Here is a 19,532-nt window from a genome sequence, read left to right on the forward strand (position 1 = left end):
GACAAATCGTCATCTTGGGTATTTGATTGTATCTAAGGCTGCGTCGCCATATCAAAAGGGGCGGTGCAGTCGTCGCGCAAACACGCTCTGTCATGAAGTGACGTAGGTTACTGAAATGATAGGGTCAAGCGACTAAGTGCATCTGGTGGATGCCTTGGCGATCACAGGCGATGAAGGACGTGTAAGCCTGCGAAAAGCGCGGGGGAGCTGGCAATAGAGCTTTGATCCCGCGATATCCGAATGGGGAAACCCGGCCCTTAGGGGTCATCCCAGACTGAATACATAGGTCTGAGGAAGCGAACTCAGCGAACTGAAACATCTAAGTAGCTGAAGGAAAAGAAATCAACCGAGATTCCGTAAGTAGTGGCGAGCGAACGCGGAACAGCCTGTATGTGATAGAGATTGAGTTAGTGGAAGGTTCATGGAAAGGACCGCCGTAGTGGGTGATAGCCCCGTACACGAAAACGCATTCTTGGTACTAAGCATACGAAAAGTAGGGCGGGACACGCGAAATCCTGTTTGAAGATGGGGGGACCATCCTCCAAGGCTAAATACTCGTGATCGACCGATAGTGAACCAGTACCGTGAGGGAAAGGCGAAAAGAACCCCGGGAGGGGAGTGAAATAGAACCTGAAACCGGATGCATACAAACAGTGGGAGCGGACTTGTTCCGTGACTGCGTACCTTTTGTATAATGGGTCAGCGACTTACATTCAGTGGCAAGCTTAACCGAATAGGGGAGGCGTAGGGAAACCGAGTCCGAATAGGGCGAATCAGTCGCTGGGTGTAGACCCGAAACCGAGTGATCTATCCATGGCCAGGATGAAGGTGCGGTAACACGCACTGGAGGTCCGAACCCACTAGTGTTGCAAAACTAGGGGATGAGCTGTGGATAGGGGTGAAAGGCTAAACAAACTCGGAGATAGCTGGTTCTCCCCGAAAACTATTTAGGTAGTGCCTCATGTATCACTTCCGGGGGTAAAGCACTGTTATGGCTAGGGGGTCATTGCGATTTACCAAACCATGGCAAACTCTGAATACCGGAAAGTGCCAGCATGGGAGACAGACAGTGGGTGCTAACGTCCATTGTCAAGAGGGAAACAACCCAGACCGCCAGCTAAGGTCCCAAATGATCAGTTAAGTGGTAAACGAAGTGGGAAGGCATAGACAGCCAGGATGTTGGCTTAGAAGCAGCCATCATTTAAAGAAAGCGTAATAGCTCACTGGTCGAGTCGTCCTGCGCGGAAGATGTAACGGGGCTCAAACTGATAACCGAAGCTGCGGATGGGCACAGTCAAATGTGTCCGTGGTAGGGGAGCGTTCTGTAGGTCTGTGAAGGTGTGTCGAGAGGCATGCTGGAGATATCAGAAGTGCGAATGCTGACATGAGTAGCGATAAAGCGGGTGAAAAGCCCGCTCGCCGAAAGCCCAAGGTTTCCTACGCAACGTTCATCGGCGTAGGGTGAGTCGGCCCCTAAGGCGAGGCTGAAAAGCGTAGTCGATGGGAAACGGGTTAAAATTCCCGTACTTTTGTGTAGTGCGATGTGGGGACGGAGAAGGTTAGGTCAGCAGACTGTTGGAATAGTCTGTTCAAGCCGGTAGGTGTGAAGAGTAGGCAAATCCGCTCTTCTTTAACACCGAGACGTGATAACGAGGGTCTACGGACCTGAAGTGACTGATACCACGCTTCCAGGAAAAGCCACTAAGCTTCAGCTACACAAGAACCGTACCGCAAACCGACACAGGTGGGCAGGATGAGAATTCTAAGGCGCTTGAGAGAACTCAGGAGAAGGAACTCGGCAAATTGATACCGTAACTTCGGGAGAAGGTATGCCTGTTGTGGTGTAAGACTTCGCGTCTGAAGCTATGACAGGTCGCAGAGAATCGGTGGCTGCGACTGTTTAACAAAAACACAGCACTGTGCCAACACGAAAGTGGACGTATACGGTGTGACGCCTGCCCGGTGCCGGAAGGTTAAGTGATGGGGTGCAAGCTCTTGATCGAAGCCCCGGTAAACGGCGGCCGTAACTATAACGGTCCTAAGGTAGCGAAATTCCTTGTCGGGTAAGTTCCGACCCGCACGAATGGCGTAACGATGGCCACACTGTCTCCTCCTGAGACTCAGCGAAGTTGAAGTGTTTGTGAAGATGCAATCTACCCGCTGCTAGACGGAAAGACCCCGTGAACCTTTACTGTAGCTTTGCATTGGACTTTGAAGTGGTTTGTGTAGGATAGGTGGGAGGCTATGAAGCCTGGACGCTAGTTCAGGTGGAGCCAACCTTGAAATACCACCCTGACCCCTTTGAGGTTCTAACCTTGGTCCGTGATCCGGATTGGGGACAGTGCATGGTAGGCAGTTTGACTGGGGCGGTCTCCTCCCAAAGTGTAACGGAGGAGTTCGAAGGTTACCTAGGTACGGTCGGAAATCGTGCTGATAGTGCAATGGCAAAAGGTAGCTTAACTGCGAGACCGACAAGTCGAGCAGGTGCGAAAGCAGGACATAGTGATCCGGTGGTTCTGTATGGAAGGGCCATCGCTCAACGGATAAAAGGTACTCCGGGGATAACAGGCTGATACCGCCCAAGAGTTCACATCGACGGCGGTGTTTGGCACCTCGATGTCGGCTCATCACATCCTGGGGCTGTAGCCGGTCCCAAGGGTATGGCTGTTCGCCATTTAAAGTGGTACGTGAGCTGGGTTCAAAACGTCGTGAGACAGTTTGGTCCCTATCTGCAGTGGGCGTTGGAAGTTTGACGGGGGCTGCTCCTAGTACGAGAGGACCGGAGTGGACGAACCTCTGGTGTACCGGTTGTCACGCCAGTGGCATCGCCGGGTAGCTAAGTTCGGAAGAGATAACCGCTGAAAGCATCTAAGCGGGAAACTCGCCTGAAGATGAGACTTCCCTGGAGGCTAGACCTCCCTGAAGAGTCGTTCGAGACCAGGACGTTGATAGGTCGGGTGTGGAAGCGCTGTGAGGCGTGAAGCTAACCGATACTAATTGCTCGTGAGGCTTGATCCTATCATTTGAGTGGCTTGGGAAACTGAGTGACGAAGATGGAGTGTGAGTGCGACACAATTGAGTACCCGAAAAAATATTCAGAACGCGTTGAGAGACGAGTTCAGGCTTCTTGAGTTTGTACCAGTTTATGTCTGGTGGCCATAGCGAGGTGGTCCCACGCCTTCCCATCCCGAACAGGACCGTGAAACGCCTTAGCGCCGATGATAGTGTGGCATTCGCCATGTGAAAGTAGGACACCGCCAGACGCCCGATAGCGGAACCCCAGCTCAATGAGCTGGGGTTTTTGCGTTTGGCGCGCCGGATGAGTTTGTTGAAACCCCATGGACCGATTCCATGGGGTTTTTGCGTTCGGCGGTAGCGCGTTCAGCGATCCAGCCCGCCCAGCAGCACGTACTTGATTTCCAGGTAGTCCTCTATGCCGTACTTGGATCCCTCGCGGCCCAGGCCCGACTGTTTGACGCCGCCGAACGGCGCAGCCTCGTTGGACAGCAGGCCGCTGTTGACCGCTACCATGCCGTATTCCAGGCCTTCGGCGACGCGGAAGATGCGGCCGACGTCGCGCGCGTAGAAGTAGCTGGCCAAGCCGAACTCGGTATCGTTGGCCAGGCGGATGGCTTCGTCTTCGGTGTGGAAGCGGAACAGCGGCGCCAGCGGGCCGAAGGTCTCCTCGCGGGCGACTTTCATATTGCTGGAGACGTTGCCGATCAGCGTCGGCTCGAAGAAAGTGTGGCCCAGCGCGTGGCGCTTGCCGCCGGCGATCAGCGTGCCGCCCTTGGCGAGCGCGTCGGCGATGTGCTCTTCCACCTTGGCCACGGCGTTGTGGTCTATCAGCGGCCCCTGGGTGACGCCGGCTTCCAGGCCGTTGCCTACTTTCAGCGTGGCGACGGCGGCGGCGAATTTGGCGGCGAAGGCGTCGTAGACGCCGTCCTGCACATAGATGCGGTTGGCGCAGACGCAGGTTTGGCCGGCGTTGCGGTATTTGGAGATCAGCGCGCCTTCCACCGCGGCGTCCAGGTCGGCGTCGTCAAACACGATGAAGGGAGCGTTGCCGCCCAGCTCCATCGACACTTTCTTCACCGTGCCGGCGCACTGGGAGATCAGCTTGCGGCCCACTTCGGTGGAGCCGGTGAAGGAGAACTTCTTCACCGTATCGCTGCCGGTCAGCACCGCGCCGATTTCGCTGGAGCCGCCGGTGATGACTGAGAACACGCCAGCCGGGATGCCTGCGCGCTCGGCCAGTTCGGCCAGCGCCAGCGCCGACAGCGGCGTCTGGCTGGCCGGACGGACCACCATGGTGCAGCCTGCGGCCAGCGCCGGGGCGACTTTGCGGGTGATCATCGCGCTGGGGAAGTTCCACGGCGTGATGGCGGCGGTGACGCCGATCGGCTCCTTGGTCACCAGCACGCGGCGGTCGGCGGCGGGACCCGGCACGATGTCGCCGTAGACGCGCTTGGCTTCCTCGGCGTACCACTCGATGTAGCCGGCGCCGTAGGCGATTTCGCCTTTGGCTTCCGCCAGCGGCTTGCCCTGCTCGCTGGTGAGGATGACGGCCAGGTCCTGCTGGTGCGCCATGATCAGATCGAACCAGCGGCGCAGGATGACGGCGCGCTCCTTGGCGCTCTTGGCCTTCCAGGCCGGGAAGGCGCGCGCGGCCGCGGCCACCGCGCGCTCGGCTTCGGCGGCGCCCATCTTCGGCACTTGGCCTATGGTTTCGCCGTTGGCCGGGTTATGCACGGCGATGAATTGGCCGCCGTCGGCATCCAGCCATTGGCCGTCCAGATAGCATTGCTGGCGCAGCAGCTTGGCGTCTTGCAGATTCAGCATGTCGGGTGCTCCTTGAGCAAGCGAGCGGACGCGGCTTCAGGCGGGGCCGCTCGCATTGGGGGTGTCAGTCGCTCAGGCCTTCAGCGCGGCTTCCAGCTTGCCCAGCGCTTCGGCGAAGACCTCGTCTTCTATGGTCAGCGGGAACAAGAAGCGCACCACGTTGGCGTACACGCCGCAGGTGAGCAGGATCAGGCCGTTCGCCAGCGCGTGCTGCTGCACCTTCTTGGCGAAATCGGGATCCGGGGCGTGGCCGCCGTCCTGGTTGAATTCGACGGCTATCATCGCGCCCAGGCCGCGCACTTCGGCGATCTGCGGCACATCTTTTTTCAGGCTGTTCAGCTTTTCCTTCAAGGCGTCGCCCAGGCGCTGGGCGCGCAAGGCGAGCTTTTCGGTTTCGATCACGTCCAGCACCGCGTGGGCGGCGGCCACCGCCAGCGGGTTGCCGGCGTAGGTGCCGCCCAGGCCGCCGGGCGCCGGCGCGTCCATCACTTCGGCGCGGCCGGTGAGCGCGGACAGCGGGAAACCGCCGGCCAGCGATTTGGCCATGGTGATCAGGTCCGGCACCGCGTCGAAATGCTCGCTGGCCAGCAGTTTGCCGGTGCGGGCGAAGCCAGATTGAACCTCGTCGGCGATCAGCAGGATGCCATGGCGGTCGCACAACGCGCGCAGCGCCTTGACCCATTCCGCCGGGGCGGCGTAGAAGCCGCCTTCTCCCTGCACCGGCTCGTAGATGATGGCGGCGACGCGAGCCGGGTCGATGTCGTATTTGAACAGTCTTTCGAGGCCGGTGAGCGATTCCGCTATCGAGACCCCGTGCAGCGCGTTGGGATAGGGCGCGTGGTAGACATCGCCGGGGAAGGGGCCGAAGTTCAGCTTGTAGGGCGCCACCTTGCCGGTGAGCGCCATCCCCATCAGGGTGCGGCCGTGGAAGGCGCCGCCGAAGGCGATGATGCCGGGGCAGCCGGTGAAGGCGCGTGCCACTTTGACCGCGTTTTCAACGGCTTCTGCGCCGGTGGTGAACAGCGCGGTCTTCTTGGCGTGGCTGCCAGGAGTCAGCGCGTTCAGCTTTTCCGCCAGGCTGATGTAGGACTCGTAGGGCACCACCTGGTAGCAGGTATGGCTGAAGCGCGACAGCTGCTCCGCCACCGCCGCTTCCACCTTGGGGTGCAGGTGGCCGGTGTTGAGCACGCCGATGCCGCCGGCGAAGTCGATGTAGCGGCGGCCTTCGGTATCCCATACCTCCGCATTCTTCGCCCGTTCGGCAAAGAAACCGCACATCACTCCCACGCCGCGCGGGGTGGCGTCGGCCTTGCGTTGCATCAGTTGCTGCTGGCTCATGGAGATCTCCTCGGGGCCGCGTGGCGATCGCTTGGCGATGCCCGGCGTTGTCGATATCGGCGCTGGCGGTATGCCGGCGCGTTAGCAGATCATTCTATGATCGTGTTTAGCAAAAAGCTACATGTGCAATGAAAAGTTAAACACTTGTGGCGGCAGGGGCACAGCGAGACAGCGGGGGCAGGGGCGCGCCGCACGGTTTGGCGTCCATGCGGCGCGGAAAAGGCGGGATTTAGCGGACGATCACCTGGTTGACTTCGCTCAGCACTTGCGGCTCAAGCTGGCCGGCGGATTGCGCCAGCGCCAGCTTGGCGGTGAGATAGCTGTACTTGGCGTTGGCCAGGGTGGTGACGGCGGTGTAGTAGGCCTGTTCCGCCTGCAGCAGGTCTATGCTGGTGCGGATGCCCACTTCCTTGCCCAGCCGGGTGGAGTCCACCTTGCTCTTGGCCGACAGCAGCAACTGCTGCTGGGCGCGCACCAGCGCGGCGCCGTTGGTGACGCCCAGAAAGGCCTTGCGCACATCCTCCTTCACCTGGCGGCGGGTGGCTTCCAGCTGGTCGCGCGCGGCGTCGCGCAGTGCCACCGCCTCGCGTACCTGGGAGCTGATGCCGCCGCCGGAGAACAGCGGCACGCTGACTGTGACGCCGATATTGCTGCCGCGGGTGTGCGGATAATTGCCGGACTGGTTGTTCACATTGTCGGTATAGCCGGTGTTGAGGGTGACGGTGGGCAGGTGGTTGCCGCGTTTTTCGGTGACAGTCTGCTCCGCCAGCTGCAGGTTCTGTTCGGCGCTCTTAATGCGCAGGCTGTTGCGTTGCGCCAGATCCATCCAGGCCTCGAGTCCCGCGGGTTTGGGCGGGTCTAGCGGCAACTGGTCGCGCACGGTCTGGATGGCGGCCGGGTCCAGGCCGGTCAGCCGCTGCAGATTGTGCTGCGCCAGCTCCAGATTGTTGGCATCGTTGATTTCCTGAGCCACCGAGCCATCGTAGCCGGCCTGAGCCTCGTTGGTGTCGGTGATGGTGGCGGTGCCGACCTCGAACGCGGTCTTGGCCTGCTGCAGCAGGTTGAGGTAAGTCTTTTTGCTGGCGCGGGTGGCGGCCAGCGTGTCCTGGGCGCGCAGCACGTCGAAATAGGCCTGGGCGATATCCAGGATCAGCTGCTGCTCGGCGGCGTCGAAAGTGGTGTCGGCCAGCTCCGTGCCTATCTTGCCCTTGCGGTAGCCGGTGTATTTTCCCGTATCGAACAGCGGCTGCTGCAGGCCCAAGGTGTAGCCGTGGGCTTCATAAGGAGAGTTGCGCACCACATTGCCATAGGCGTCGGCGATGGAGGAGGGCTGCAGCGGGTTGTTGTATTGGTAGTTGCCGTTCAGGCTGACCTGCGGCAGCAACTGCGAGCGGCCTTGCACCAGTTTTTCCTGGCCGGCGTCGCGTTGCGCGCGCGAGGCGGAGAAGTCGGCATTGTAGTCGCGGGCGGCCTGCCAGGCGCCGACCAGATCGAAAGCCTGGCTGGGGAGGGCAAAGCCCAGCATCAGCAGGCTGCCCAGTAAGGTGAGACGGTTGTTCTTCATTTAGTGCTCGTTATTTTTGCTGTGGAATCGCTTCTTGCTGCTCATCGCGCCTCACGCCGAACCATTGGGCGTACAGCGCCGGCAGGAACAGCAGCGTCAGGACTGTGGCCACCAACAGGCCGCCCATGATGGCCACCGCCATCGGTCCCAAAAGGTGCTGCGGGTCAGCGGGATCATCGCCAGAATGGCGGCCAATGCTGTCAGCATTATGGGCCGAAAGCGCCGCACAGTGGAACCGATGATGGCCTCGAAGCGGTCTATGCCCTCGGCGATGTCGTGCTCGATCTGGTCCACCAGGATCACTGAATTGCGCATGATCATGCCGGACAGCGCGATCACCCCCAGCATCGCCACGAAGCCGAAAGGCGCTTGGAAGGCAATCAGCGTAAGGGTTACGCCTATCATGCCCAGCGGCGCGGTGAGCACCACCATCAGCGTGCGCTGGAAGCTCTGCAACTGCAGCATCAGGAGTGTCAGAACTGCAACAATCATCAACGGCGCCACCGCGGCGATGGCCTTTTGCGATTTACCGCTGGATTCCAGCGTGCCGCCGGCCTCGATGTGGTAGCCCAATGGCAGCGTTTTCTCCAGCGCGGCCATTTTCGGCGACAGCTGGGTGGAGACGTCCGCGCCCTGCACGCCATCGGTCACGTCGGCGCTAACGGTGATGGCCGGCAGACGGTTTCGGCGCCAGATGATGCCTTCTTCCGGCTGGTAGTCGATATGGCCGATCTGTGAAACCGGCACGAAGCGGCCGCTGGCGGTTTGCAGCATCAGATTGCCTAGACCGGCGACGTTGTTGCGCTCTTCCGGATTGAGACGGGCGACGATGGCTATGCTCTGGTTGCCTTCGCGGTACTGGCTGACCGCGCTGCCGGAGATCAGCATCTGCAGCTGTTGCGACAATTGTTGCGACGACAGACCCAGCGCGGCGGCCTTGTCCTGGTCGATGTCTATCCGCAGCGCTTTGGCCTGTTCGCCCCAGTTCTGATTGACGTGTAGCGTGGACGGATGGCTGCGCAGCAGTTTCTCCACCTGTTCGGCGATTTTGCGCACTTCATCGTGGTCTGGCCCCATCACGCGGAACTGCACCGGATAGCCCACCGGCGGGCCGTTTTCCAGCCGGATGACGCGGCCGCGAACCAGCGGGAAGTCATTGTCGAAAATCTTCTCCAGCCTGGCCTTGACGGTTTCGCGCACATGCTCGTCGCGCGTCATCACCATCAACTGCGCGTAGTTGGTGTGCTGCTGCTGCTGGTCCAGCGGCAGGTAGAAGCGCGGACTGCCGCTGCCAACATAGCTGGTGACGCTGAGGACATTGCTGTCGGCGCGCGCCAGTTGTTCCATCTTTTCCACTTGCTGCAGCGTGGCCTGGTAGCTGGCGCCGCGCGGCAGCCGCATGTCCACCATCAGCTCCGGCCGGTTGGACGAGGGGAAGAACTGCTGCGCCACCAGCAGGCGGAAGGCGATCAGCGATAGCGCGAAGGCGGCCAGCGTGGCGGCAATCACCGTCTTGCGGTGGTCCAGACACCATGTCAGCAGCGCGCGGAAGCGTTGATAGAACGGTTTCTGGTAGACATCGTGCGCTTCATGATGGGCATGGCTGGGCAACAGCTTGTAGCCCAGATAGGGGGTGAACACCACCGCCACTATCCATGACAGCACCAGCGCGATGCCGACCACCGCGAACAGGCTGAACACATATTCGCCGGCCATCGATTTGGCCAGCCCCACCGGCAGGAAGGTGGCAGCGGTGATCAGGGTGCCGGTCAGCATTGGAAAAGCGGTGCTGGTGTAGGCGTAGGTGGCGGCCTGGAACTTGTTCCAGCCTTGCTCCAGCTTCAGCGACATCATTTCCACCGCGATGATGGCATCGTCCACCAAGAGGCCCAGCGCGATGATCAACGACCCCAGCGAGATGCGCTGCAGGTCGATGTTGAAGAAGTACATCGCCAGGAAGGTCATCGCCAGCACCAGCGGAATGGACAGCGCCACCACCACCCCGGTGCGCAGGCCCAGGCTGAAGAAGCTGACCGCCAGCACGATCACCACCGCCTCCAGCAGCGAGCGCATGAATTCGCCGACCGCGTCTTTTACCACCTTGGGTTGGTCGGACACCGCGTGGATCTCCACCCCCAGCGGCAGCTTGCTCTTGATGTTGCCGACGGCGAGGTCCAGGTTGTTGCCCAGTTTCAGCACGTCGCCGCCGCTTTTCATGCTGATGGCCAGCGCCAGCACCGGCTTGCCGTTGAAGCGCACGCTGGTGGCGGGCGGATCGATATAGCCGCGCTTGACGCTGGCGATGTCGCCCAGCCGGAAAGATTTGCCGGCCACGCTGACCGGCGTGGCGGCCACCGCCGCCACCGAATCGTATTTGCCGCTGGGGCGCACCCAGATGCGGTCGGACGCGGTTTCAAAGGTGCCGGCCGGCGTCATCGCGTTCTGCTGCTGCAGCGCCTGCCAGATGGCGCGGGTATCCAGGCCCAGGCTGGCCAGCTTGGCGCTGGCGAGGTCGACATAGATGCGCTGTTCCTGCTTGCCCAGCACCTGCACCTTGGCCACGTCGGGCACCCGCAGCAGCTCCTGCTTGGCGGCCTCGACGTAGCGCCGCAGATCCTCGTAGCTGAAGCCGTCGCCGCTGAAGGCGTAGATGTTGCCGAAGGTGTCGCCGAACTCGTCGTTGAAGAACGGTCCCTGGGTCCCGGCGGGCAGGGTGTAGGCGATGTCGCCCAGCTTCTTGCGCACCTGGTACCACAGCTGCGGCACGTTTTTGGGCGGCACGTCTTCGCGCAGCGATAGCACCAGCAGGCTTTCGCCTGGCTTGGTGTAGCTTTGCACGTAGTCTATCTCGCCCATCTCCTGCAGTTTTTCCTCCAGCTTGTCGGTGACCTGCTGTTCCATCTGCTCGGTGGTGGCGCCCGGCCATTGGGCTTGCACCAGCATCGCCTTGAAGGTGAATTCCGGGTCTTCCTTCTGTCCCAGCTGGGTGTAGGCCCAGGCGCCGGCCAGCATCAGCACCACCATCAGGTAGCGCACCAGTGCCTGGTGCTGCAACGCCCATTCGGAAAGATTGAGTTTCTTCATCATGCCTTCCTTACTGGGCCAGCAGCTTGACGCGCTGCTGCTCGCGCAGCAGGTGCACGCCGGCGGTCACTACCTTGTCGCCGGGACGCACGCCGTCGGCGATGGCGATGCTGTCGTTGTCGACGGTGCCGACGCTGACCGGCTTGCGGCTGACGCGCAGGCTTCGTGGATCGATCAGCCAGACGTAGTGCTTGCCTTGCAGATCCAGCACCGCGGTCAAGGGCAGGCTCAACGCCTGGCCGACCGCGTGGCCGGGGATGCGCACATTGGCGGTCATGCCCAGCTGAAGCGCGTGGCTGTCGCCGGACAGCGCGATGCGGGCCGGGTAAGTGCGGGTGGCGGGGTCGGCGTCCGCTGCCAGCTCGCGCAGTGCGCCTGGCAGCGGCGCGCCGCCCTTCCACAGGCTGATCTGGAAGCCGCCGGCGCGGCGCACCTGCTCCAGCGCGTTTTCCGGCACCTGGATCGCCACTTCGCGCGCGCCGTCCTGCGACAACTTGGCCACCGGCTGGCCGGCCGCCACCACCATGCCGGGCTCGGCCTGCATCTGGCTGACCACGCCGTCGGCGTCGGCGGCGAGCGTGGTGTAGTCGGTCTGGTTGCGGCTGGAGGCCAGGCCGGCGCGCGCCTGGTCCACCTTGGCGCGGGCGGCGGCGACACCGTTCTGCTGCGCGTCCACCTGGGCCTGGCTGATGAAGGCCTTGGCCAACAACTCGCGGTAGCGCTTCAGATTGAGCTGCTGCTGGGCGAGATCGGATTCGGCCGCCGCCAGTTGCGCCTGCTTGGCCGCCAGATCGAGCTGGTAGTCGCCGGGATCCAGCCGGGCCAGCGGCTGGCCCTTCTTGACGTGCTCGCCGCTGTTGACCAGCTTGGCCACCACCTTGCCGGCCACGCGGAAGGCCAGCTGGGTTTCGTGGCGGGGTCGGATTTCGCCGGCGTAGCTGTCGCCGCTTGGCGCGGCGCTGCCGCCGGCGATAACGTAGCGCACCGGGCGGATGTCTTGCTGCGGGGCGGGCTTGTCCTGGCAGGCGCTGAGGGCCAGTGTCCCCAGCAGGGCCAGCCAGAGGCGGGCGGCGGGATGCTTCATGATTGCGGTTCCATTGCGGCGGACTGATGCAGTCCTTGCAGAATCAGCTGCAGCGACGATTTGAGAAAAGCCAGCGGGTCGGCGGCCAGCGTGTCGCAGCAGCCGGACACCTGGGCGAAGGAGTGGCCGAGGATCATGGTGGTCAGCATCGGCGCGATCAGCGTGTCGGCGGCATGCTCGATGTTGACCGGACGGTATTCGCCGCTGGCGACGCCGCGCTGCACGATGAGGCCGATCAGCTGGCGCGCCGGCCGGATCACCTCCTCGTAGTAGAACTGCGCCAGCTCGGGGAAATTGGCGGCTTCGGCCACCATCAGCTTGCACAGGCCGGCGGAGCGGGTGGAGCCGATATGCAGCCACCAGTCGTCCAGCGCCAGCGCCAGCAGCTGGCTGGAGCTACCCGGCAGTAGCTCCAGCTGTTGCCGCATTTCCTGGAAGCGCGCGACGATGGTGGCGCGCACCACCGCCTTGAAGATTTCTTCCTTGCTGTGGAAGTACAGATAGGGGGTGCCCTTGGTGACGCCGGCCGCTTGGGCGATGTCTTCCATCTTGGTGGCGCGGTAGCCTTTGTCGACGAACAAGGTCAGTGCCGCGTCGAGGATTTCGCCGGGGCGGGCGTCTTTCTTGCGCTGCCAACGGCTGGTGCCGGTTTCCGTCATCAAGCTCTTTCTGAATATTGGTTCAGTAATATCGGCACTGTATGTCTTTTGGACAGGTGTCGGCAATTAATAAATTACTGTTCAGCAAGCTGGGTGATTAAAATGCAACACCGTAATCCGAATCGCCGCCCAGCCGTTAAACGCTGGGGAAACGAGCCCCGCTACAAGGAGAGAGAAAGTGGCAATCGACGCAGCCGATAAGGCGAACATCCTGGCCGAGGCGCTGCCTTACATCCGCCAGTTCGCCGGCAAGACCATCGTGATCAAGTACGGCGGCAACGCCATGACCGACGACGCGCTGAAAGAGGGCTTCGCCAAGGACGTGGTGCTGCTCAAGCTGGTGGGCATGAACCCGGTGGTGGTGCACGGCGGCGGCCCGCAGATCAACGACCTGCTGGCGCGCGTCGGCAAGCAGGGCGAGTTCATCCAGGGCATGCGCGTCACCGACCAGGAAACCATGGACGTGGTGGAAATGGTGCTGGGCGGCCTGGTCAACAAGGAAATCGTGTCGCTGATCAACAAGCACGGCGGCAAGGCGGTCGGCCTCACCGGCAAGGATGGCCACTTCATCCGCGCGCGCAAGCTGTTCCTCAAGTCCGACAACGAGGAGGAAATCGATATCGGCCAGGTGGGCGAGATCGAGCAGATCGATCCGGCGCTGGTGTCTTTGCTGGACAGCCAGGACTTCATCCCAGTGGTGGCGCCGATAGGCGTGGGCGCCGACGGCGAGGCCTACAACATCAACGCCGATCTGGTGGCCGGCAAGCTGGCGGAAACGCTGAAGGCGGAAAAGCTGGTGCTGATGACCAACACCCCGGGAGTGCTGGACAAGAAGGGCCAGTTGTTGACTGGACTCACCGCGCAGCGCATCGACGAGCTGTTTGCCGACGGCACCATCTCCGGCGGCATGCTGCCCAAGATCAGCTCCGCGCTGGACGCGGCCAAGAACGGCGTGAGCGCGGTCCACATCATCGACGGCCGCGTCAAGCACGCGCTGCTGCTGGAAATCCTCACCGCCGCCGGCGTAGGTACCATGATCCGCGCCTGACCTTTCCCCTGTGGAGCCGGTCATGGCGGTGATCTATAGTTATGGCATACCGTTGCGCGCGGCAGGATGGCAGGCCGGCGCGCGGCGGTACCACAGGCGATAAGGGGAGATAATATGCAAACTGTAAGACAACTGCTGGACGGCAAGCCAGTGCGGGCGCTGGTGTACGTCAGTCCAGACAATACCGTGTTCCAGGCGCTGCAGGTGATGGCGGAAAACGATATCGGCGCGGTGCTGGTGATGGAGTCGGGCGATATCGTCGGCATTTTTTCCGAACGCGACTACGCCCGCCGCATCGTGTTGCAGGGCCGCACCTCGGCCGGCACCAAGGTGCGCGACATCATGACCAGCCGGGTGGTGTACGTGACGCCGCAGGAGACGCTGGAGGACTGCATGGGCCTGATGACTGAAAAGCGCATCCGCCATCTGCCGGTGATGGAGGGGCAGACGGTGCTGGGCATGCTGTCGATCGGCGATCTGGTGCGGGCGACGATAGACGAGCAGGCGCAGGTGATCAACCACCTGGTGCATTACATCCAGTCCGCCTGAACTCCACGGCCCGCCAATGCGGGCCGCAGTTTTTCATCGGCTCAGGCCGGTATCGGCACGATACGTTGGCGCAGCGCCAGCAGCGCCGGCGCTACCTGTGCGCGCATGGCGGCGGCGTCGAAGGCGAAGGCCGGCCCGCTGGCGTTGAGCGCCATCGCCGGCTGGCCCGGCAGCAGCGCCGGCAGGTGCGTGCCCACCGCCATCACATCCGCCTCATACTCGCCGAAAGACGCCGAGTAGCCGTGACAGCGGTAATCGGCGCAGGCCTGCTCCAGTCGATGTTCCAGCTGTGGCCATTCCACGCCGTAACGTCCGGCCAGCCGCGGCAGCAAGGCCTGTTGTTCGGCGCAAGGCAGGCCGGCGAAGTAGGCGCGGCCTATCGCGGTGGTGGCTAGCGGCACCCGCGATCCGGTGGACAGCTGCACTGACACCCGGGCCCGGCTGCGGCAGGTTTCCAGATACACCATGTCGCTGCCATCGCACAGCGCCAGGCTGACCGACACATTGTTGGCCAGCGCGAATTCCCGCATCAAGGGCGCCGCCGCCGCGCGCAGATCGTAGCCGGCCAGCGCCGCCGACCCCAGTGACAGCAGGGCCAGGCCCAGCCGGTATGGGCCGCCATCGCCCTCCTGTTGCAGATAGCCCAGTCGCGTCAACGTATGGCTCAGCCGCGACACCGTGGACTTGGGCAGGCCGGTGCGGCGTGCCAGTTCCTGGTTGGACAGCGCGCCCTCGCCGGGGCGGAACGCCGCCAGCATTTCCAGGCCGCGCGCCAGCGCGGTGACGAATTGCCGGTCTTCTTCCTGTTGCATCTTGTTCCTCATCACGACAACGGTTTTGCCACATGACGGGTAAATCGCTTTACAAGCCCGGGGCAGAGTGTTTAGTCTATTTTGCATGGTGAAATTCAATTCCGCAATGCGGAATTAATCGGGAGAAAGCATATGGCAGCACCCTCGCAGCGCGCCCCCTTCGTCTGGGAAGATCCCCTGTTGCTGCTGGATCAGTTGACCGACGAGGAGCAGCTGGCTCAGCAGAGCGCGCAAGACTACTGCCAGCAGCGTTTGTTGCCGCGGGTGCTGATGGCCAATCGCGAGGAGCGTTTCGACCGCGAGATCATCAACGAGATGGGCGAGCTGGGTTTCCTCGGCTGCACGATAGAAGGCTATGGCTGCGCCGGCCTGAGCCATGTGGCCTACGGCCTGGTGGCGCGCGAAGTGGAGCGGGTGGACTCAGGCTACCGCTCGGCGATGAGCGTGCAGTCCAGTCTGGTGATGCACCCGATCTGGGCCTACGGTTCCGACGCGCAAAAGGACAAATACCTGCCCAAGCTCGCCAGCGGCGAATGGTTGGGCTGTTTCGGCCTGACCGAGCCCGACTCCGGCTCCGATCCGGCCAGCATGAAAACCCGCGCCCGCAGGGTGGACGGCGGCTATCTGCTGTCTGGCAGCAAGATGTGGATCACCAACAGCCCGGCCGCCGATGTATTCGTGGTGTGGGCCAAGGATGATGACGACGAGATCCGCGGTTTCATCCTGGAGAAGGGCATGAGCGGCCTGTCGGCGCCGGCCATCCATGGCAAGTTTTCCTTGCGCGCCTCCATCACCGGCGAGATCGTGATGGACGACGTGCTGGTGCCGGAGGAGCAGCTGCTGCCGGGCGTCAAGGGCCTGAAGGGACCGTTCGGCTGCCTGAACAAGGCGCGCTACGGCATCGCCTGGGGCGCGCTGGGCGCCGCCGAGTTTTGCTGGCACGCCGCCCGCCAGTACACGCTGGAGCGCGAGCAGTTCGGCCGTCCGCTGGCCGCCAATCAGCTGATCCAACTGAAGCTGGCCAATATGCAAACCGACATCGCGCTCGGCCTGCAGGCCGCGCTGCGGGTGGGCCGGCTGCTGGACGAGGGCAAGGCGGCGCCGGAAATGATCTCGCTGATCAAGCGCAACAATTGCGGCAAGGCGCTGGATATCGCCCGCCTGGCGCGCGACATGCACGGCGGCAACGGCATCTGCGACGAATTCCACGTGATCCGCCACATGATGAATCTGGAGGCGGTCAACACTTACGAGGGCACGCACGATGTGCATGCCCTGATTCTGGGCCGAGCCCAGACCGGTATTCAGGCGTTTGCCTGATAAGCCGGCGCGGCCGGAGGGCCGGCCGTGCCGTTGATTCCTGTCTGTCCTTTGGGGGCCCGGCTTGCCGGGCCACTTTTTTTTGCGGCGGGCAGCGGCGGGAGGCGCCCTGGCGGGCGCGAAGCCGAATCATTGAATTTCGCTGGCCAGAAAAGGAGAACGCGATGTCCGGAGCATTAGCGGGTATCAAGGTGGTGGATCTGAGCCGGGTGCTGGCCGGGCCGTGGGCCAGCCAGCTGCTGGCCGATCTGGGCGCCGATGTGGTCAAGGTGGAGCGTCCCGGCTGCGGCGACGACACCCGGCAGTGGGCGCCGCCCAGCCTGCCGGACGGCAAGGCCGCCTATTTCCTGTGCACCAACCGCGGCAAGCGTTCGCTGACGGTGGACATCAGCCAGAGCGCCGGCCAGGAGATCATCCGCAAATTGGCGGCCGAGGCCGACGTGCTGCTGGAGAACTACAAGGTAGGCGGCCTGAAGAAGCACGGCTTGGACTACGCAACGCTGGCCAAGCTCAATCCGCGGCTGGTGTATTGCTCGATCACCGGCTTCGGCCAGGACGGCCCCTACGCCAATTTGGCCGGCTACGACTACATCGTGCAGGGCATGTCCGGCTTGATGAGCATCACCGGCCCGGCCGACGGCGAACCGCACAAGGTGGGGGTGGCGGTGTCCGACCTGTTCACCGGCCTCTACGCCGCCAACGCCATCCAGGCGGCGCTGCTGGCGCGGGAGAAGAGCGGCGCTGGCCAGCATATCGACATGGCCCTGTTCGATTGCTCGCTGGCGATGCTGGCCAATGTCGGCTCCAACTGGCTGGTTGGCCAGACGGTGCCGCCGCGGCTGGGCAATGCCCACGCCAATATCGTACCCTACCAAGTGTTCGCCGCAACCGACGGCTACTTCATCCTGGCCTGCGGCAACGACAAGCAGTTCGCCGAAGTGTGCCGGTTGATCGGCCAGCCGCAATGGGCGCGCGACAGCCGCTACGCCACCAATCCGCAGCGGGTCGCCCACCGCGCGCAGCTGGTGCCCCTGCTGGCGCAATCCTTCCGCCGCCAGAGCCGCGACAGCTGGCTGGACGCGCTGGACAAGGCCGGCGTGCCATGCGGGCCGATCAACAATGTGGACGAGGCTTTCGCCGATCCGCAGGCCCAGGCGCGCGGCATGCAGCTGGCGTTGGAGGATAATGTCGGACAGGAAGTGCCGCTGGTGGGGTGTCCGATCAAACTTTCCGGCACGCCAGTCGAGTACAATCTAGCCCCTCCCGCTCTGGGAGAACATACTGAGCAGATTTTGCGCACGCTGGGTTATGGCGAGTCGGACATTGTCGCATTGCGCAACAGTGGTACCGTTTAAACGCTTGTTTGATTTTGACGGCGTCAGCGCTTCATAGCATGATGTCAATCAAATCAATAAGTCCCGGCGGGCGCAAAGGAGAAACGGTGCAACGCGAATACATGGAATACGATGTGGTGATCGTCGGCGGCGGGCCTTCCGGCTTGTCGGCGGCGATCCGTCTGAAACAGCTGGCGGCGGAAAAGGGCCGCGACATCAGCGTCTGTCTATTGGAGAAGGGCTCGGAAATCGGCGCCCACATCCTGTCGGGCGCGGTGATTGAAACCGGCGCGCTCGCCGAGCTGCTGCCCGACTGGAAGGAACGGGACGCGCCGCTGAACACCCCGGCCGGCGCCGACCGCTTCCTGTACCTGACCGAGACCGAGTCCATCCAGCTGCCGACGCCACCGCAGATGAACAACCACGGCAACTACATCGTCAGTCTGGGCAATTTCTGCCGCTGGTTGGGCGCGCAGGCCGAGAGCCTAGGCGTGGAGATTTATCCGGGATTCGCCGCTGCCGAGGTGCTGTACCACGCCGACGGCTCGGTCAAGGGCGTGGCCACCGGCGCGGTCGGCACCGGCAGGAACGGCGAGCTGGAAGGCGAGCCGGGCATGGAGCTATGGGCGAAGCAGACCATTTTCGCCGAAGGCTGTAGGGGCTCGCTGACCAAGACGCTGTTCGAGCGCTTCAAGCTGCGCGACGGCGCCGATCCGCAAACCTTCGGCCTCGGCATCAAGGAATTGTGGGAAGTGAAGCCGGAAAACCATCAGCCCGGCCACATCACCCACACCGTCGGCTGGCCGCTGGACACCGCCACTTACGGCGGCTCCTTCCTTTACCATTTGGAAGACAATCTGGTGGCGGTGGGCTTCGTGGTCGGGCTGGACTACCAGAACCCCTATCTGTCGCCGTTCGAGGAGTTCCAGCGCTTCAAGACCCACCCGGCTATCAAGAAGGTGTTCGAGGGGGGGCGCCGCATTTCCTACGGCGCGCGCGCGCTGAGCGAGGGCGGGATCCAGAGCCTGCCCAAGCTCACCTTCCCGGGCGGCGTGCTGGTGGGCGATACCGCCGGCTTCCTCAACGTGCCCAAGATCAAGGGCACCCACACCGCGATGAAGTCGGCGATGCTGGCGGCGGAGGCGGTGTTCGAGCTGCTGGGCGACGAGGCCCAGGCCGAGGGCGGCGAAGCCAAGGCTTATTCGGCGAAGTTCCGGCAGAGCTGGGTGCGCGACGAACTGTACAAGGTGCGCAACATCCGGCCGTCGTTCCGCTGGGGGCTGTGGCCGGCGATCATCTATTCGGCGCTGGACACCTTCCTGTTCCGCGGCCGCGCGCCGTGGACGCTGCGCCACAAGCACGCCGACAACGAAACGCTGAGGCAGGCCTACGAGTTCAGTCCTATCCAGTATCCCAAGCCGGACGGCGTGCTGACCTTCGACCGCCTGTCGTCGGTGTTCATTTCCAACGCCAACCACAGCGAAGACCAGCCGGCGCACCTGAAGCTGAAGGACGCTTCGGTGCCGGTCTCCGTCAACCTGGCGCTGTACGACGCGCCTGAGCAGCGCTATTGCCCGGCCGGAGTGTACGAGATCGTCGGCCAGGACGAAGGTCAGCCGCGCTTGCAGATCAATGCGCAGAACTGCGTGCACTGCAAGACCTGCGACATCAAGGACCCCACCCAGAACATCAACTGGGTGACGCCGGAGGGCGGCGGCGGCCCCAACTACCCCAATATGTAAGCCGCCCGCCAGGGCCGAAAAATCGGGCCGTTTTCGCGGATGGCCCGGTTTTTTCTTGTCCGATCAGGCTGTTGCCGATCAAGGCAGTGGGAACTATGGCTTGACGGCAGCTGCTATCGTTGGCAGCATGCTGCACATGACTGATCGAATTGCCGT

At 62.7% G+C, this 19,532-nt stretch carries 12 protein-coding genes and 2 rRNA genes; 7 read left to right on the forward strand and 7 right to left on the reverse strand.

Annotated elements, in window-relative coordinates; genetic code table 11:
• The first annotated feature begins 122 nt into the window (after window positions 1-122).
• A 23S ribosomal RNA gene (locus BI344_RS06595) occupies window positions 123-3,018 on the forward strand.
• 130 nt (window positions 3,019-3,148) lie between these two features.
• Window positions 3,149-3,263: ribosomal RNA gene (rrf, locus tag BI344_RS06600) — 5S ribosomal RNA — on the forward strand.
• Between the two features lie 118 nt (window positions 3,264-3,381).
• Here the strand turns inward: rrf and gabD are convergent.
• The 6 genes from gabD to BI344_RS06630 all read right to left on the reverse strand — a co-directional run bounded on the left by gabD (window position 3,382) and on the right by BI344_RS06630 (window position 12,571).
• Window positions 3,382-4,842: an NADP-dependent succinate-semialdehyde dehydrogenase gene (gene gabD / locus BI344_RS06605; RefSeq protein WP_071112195.1), complete on the reverse strand. Its 1,461-nt coding sequence runs from the start codon at window positions 4,840-4,842 to the stop codon at window positions 3,382-3,384.
• A 72-nt stretch (window positions 4,843-4,914) separates the two neighbouring features.
• Window positions 4,915-6,180: a 4-aminobutyrate--2-oxoglutarate transaminase gene (gene gabT / locus BI344_RS06610; RefSeq protein ID WP_071112196.1), complete on the reverse strand. Its 1,266-nt coding sequence runs from the start codon at window positions 6,178-6,180 to the stop codon at window positions 4,915-4,917.
• A gap of 229 nt (window positions 6,181-6,409) precedes the next feature.
• Window positions 6,410-7,744: a TolC family outer membrane protein gene (locus tag BI344_RS06615; RefSeq protein WP_071112197.1), complete on the reverse strand. Its 1,335-nt coding sequence runs from the start codon at window positions 7,742-7,744 to the stop codon at window positions 6,410-6,412.
• A 96-nt stretch (window positions 7,745-7,840) separates the two neighbouring features.
• On the reverse strand, window positions 7,841-10,828 hold the full coding sequence (locus BI344_RS06620; protein ID WP_277620428.1) for an efflux RND transporter permease subunit: 2,988 nt from the start codon (window positions 10,826-10,828) through the stop codon (window positions 7,841-7,843).
• A 10-nt stretch (window positions 10,829-10,838) separates the two neighbouring features.
• On the reverse strand, window positions 10,839-11,912 hold the full coding sequence (locus BI344_RS06625; RefSeq protein WP_071112198.1) for an efflux RND transporter periplasmic adaptor subunit: 1,074 nt from the start codon (window positions 11,910-11,912) through the stop codon (window positions 10,839-10,841).
• The gene (locus BI344_RS06630; RefSeq protein ID WP_071112199.1) at window positions 11,909-12,571 is read right to left on the reverse strand and encodes a TetR/AcrR family transcriptional regulator; all 663 of its coding nucleotides are present in this window, start codon (window positions 12,569-12,571) and stop codon (window positions 11,909-11,911) included. Before BI344_RS06630 ends, BI344_RS06625 begins: the two co-directional genes overlap by 4 nt.
• A 178-nt stretch (window positions 12,572-12,749) precedes the next feature.
• On the opposite strand from BI344_RS06630, the gene argB reads away from it, so the two are divergent.
• Both argB and BI344_RS06640 read left to right on the forward strand, forming a co-directional pair.
• Window positions 12,750-13,619 carry an acetylglutamate kinase gene (gene argB / locus BI344_RS06635; RefSeq protein WP_071112200.1) on the forward strand — a complete coding sequence of 290 codons (870 nt, stop codon included), beginning with the start codon at window positions 12,750-12,752 and terminating at the stop codon, window positions 13,617-13,619.
• 114 nt (window positions 13,620-13,733) lie between these two features.
• Window positions 13,734-14,168, forward strand: a complete 435-nt coding sequence (locus BI344_RS06640; protein WP_071112201.1) for a CBS domain-containing protein — start codon at window positions 13,734-13,736, stop codon at window positions 14,166-14,168.
• 41 nt (window positions 14,169-14,209) lie between these two features.
• Here BI344_RS06640 and BI344_RS06645 read toward each other — a convergent pair whose 3' ends face one another.
• Window positions 14,210-14,980: an IclR family transcriptional regulator gene (locus tag BI344_RS06645; RefSeq protein WP_071112202.1), complete on the reverse strand. Its 771-nt coding sequence runs from the start codon at window positions 14,978-14,980 to the stop codon at window positions 14,210-14,212.
• Between the two features lie 132 nt (window positions 14,981-15,112).
• Here BI344_RS06645 and BI344_RS06650 point away from each other — a divergent pair, with 132 nt between their 5' ends.
• The 3 genes from BI344_RS06650 (at window position 15,113) to BI344_RS06660 (ending at window position 19,376) form a co-directional block, all read left to right on the forward strand.
• Complete coding sequence (locus BI344_RS06650; RefSeq protein ID WP_071112203.1) at window positions 15,113-16,300, forward strand: acyl-CoA dehydrogenase; 1,188 nt, start codon at window positions 15,113-15,115, stop codon at window positions 16,298-16,300.
• A 164-nt stretch (window positions 16,301-16,464) separates the two neighbouring features.
• Entirely contained in the window at window positions 16,465-17,655 is a 1,191-nt protein-coding gene (locus tag BI344_RS06655; RefSeq protein WP_071112204.1) for a CaiB/BaiF CoA transferase family protein, read from the forward strand.
• Window positions 17,656-17,756: 101 nt separating this feature from the next.
• Window positions 17,757-19,376, forward strand: coding sequence for an electron transfer flavoprotein-ubiquinone oxidoreductase (locus BI344_RS06660; protein WP_071112223.1), 1,620 nt, complete (start codon window positions 17,757-17,759; stop codon window positions 19,374-19,376).
• Window positions 19,377-19,532 lie beyond the last annotated feature (156 nt).

It is taken from the genome of Chromobacterium sphagni (genome assembly GCF_001855555.1).
In the GTDB taxonomy this organism is placed as follows: Bacteria; Pseudomonadota; Gammaproteobacteria; order Burkholderiales; family Chromobacteriaceae; genus Chromobacterium; species Chromobacterium sphagni.

Bases quoted from the DNA above. Each gene is read 5' to 3' on its own strand.
- BI344_RS06615 (WP_071112197.1), bottom strand. From the start codon at position 7,744: ATGAAGAACAACCGTCTCACCTTACTGGGCAGCCTGCTGATGCTGGGC.
- BI344_RS06640 (WP_071112201.1), top strand. From the start codon at position 13,734: ATGCAAACTGTAAGACAACTGCTGGACGGCAAGCCAGTGCGGGCGCTG.
- BI344_RS06660 (WP_071112223.1), top strand. From the start codon at position 17,757: ATGGAATACGATGTGGTGATCGTCGGCGGCGGGCCTTCCGGCTTGTCG.
- gabT (WP_071112196.1), bottom strand. From the start codon at position 6,180: ATGAGCCAGCAGCAACTGATGCAACGCAAGGCCGACGCCACCCCGCGC.
- BI344_RS06620 (WP_277620428.1), bottom strand. From the start codon at position 10,828: ATGAAGAAACTCAATCTTTCCGAATGGGCGTTGCAGCACCAGGCACTG.
- BI344_RS06625 (WP_071112198.1), bottom strand. From the start codon at position 11,912: ATGAAGCATCCCGCCGCCCGCCTCTGGCTGGCCCTGCTGGGGACACTG.
- BI344_RS06630 (WP_071112199.1), bottom strand. From the start codon at position 12,571: ATGACGGAAACCGGCACCAGCCGTTGGCAGCGCAAGAAAGACGCCCGC.
- BI344_RS06645 (WP_071112202.1), bottom strand. From the start codon at position 14,980: ATGCAACAGGAAGAAGACCGGCAATTCGTCACCGCGCTGGCGCGCGGC.
- gabD (WP_071112195.1), bottom strand. From the start codon at position 4,842: ATGCTGAATCTGCAAGACGCCAAGCTGCTGCGCCAGCAATGCTATCTG.
- BI344_RS06655 (WP_071112204.1), top strand. From the start codon at position 16,465: ATGTCCGGAGCATTAGCGGGTATCAAGGTGGTGGATCTGAGCCGGGTG.
- BI344_RS06650 (WP_071112203.1), top strand. From the start codon at position 15,113: ATGGCAGCACCCTCGCAGCGCGCCCCCTTCGTCTGGGAAGATCCCCTG.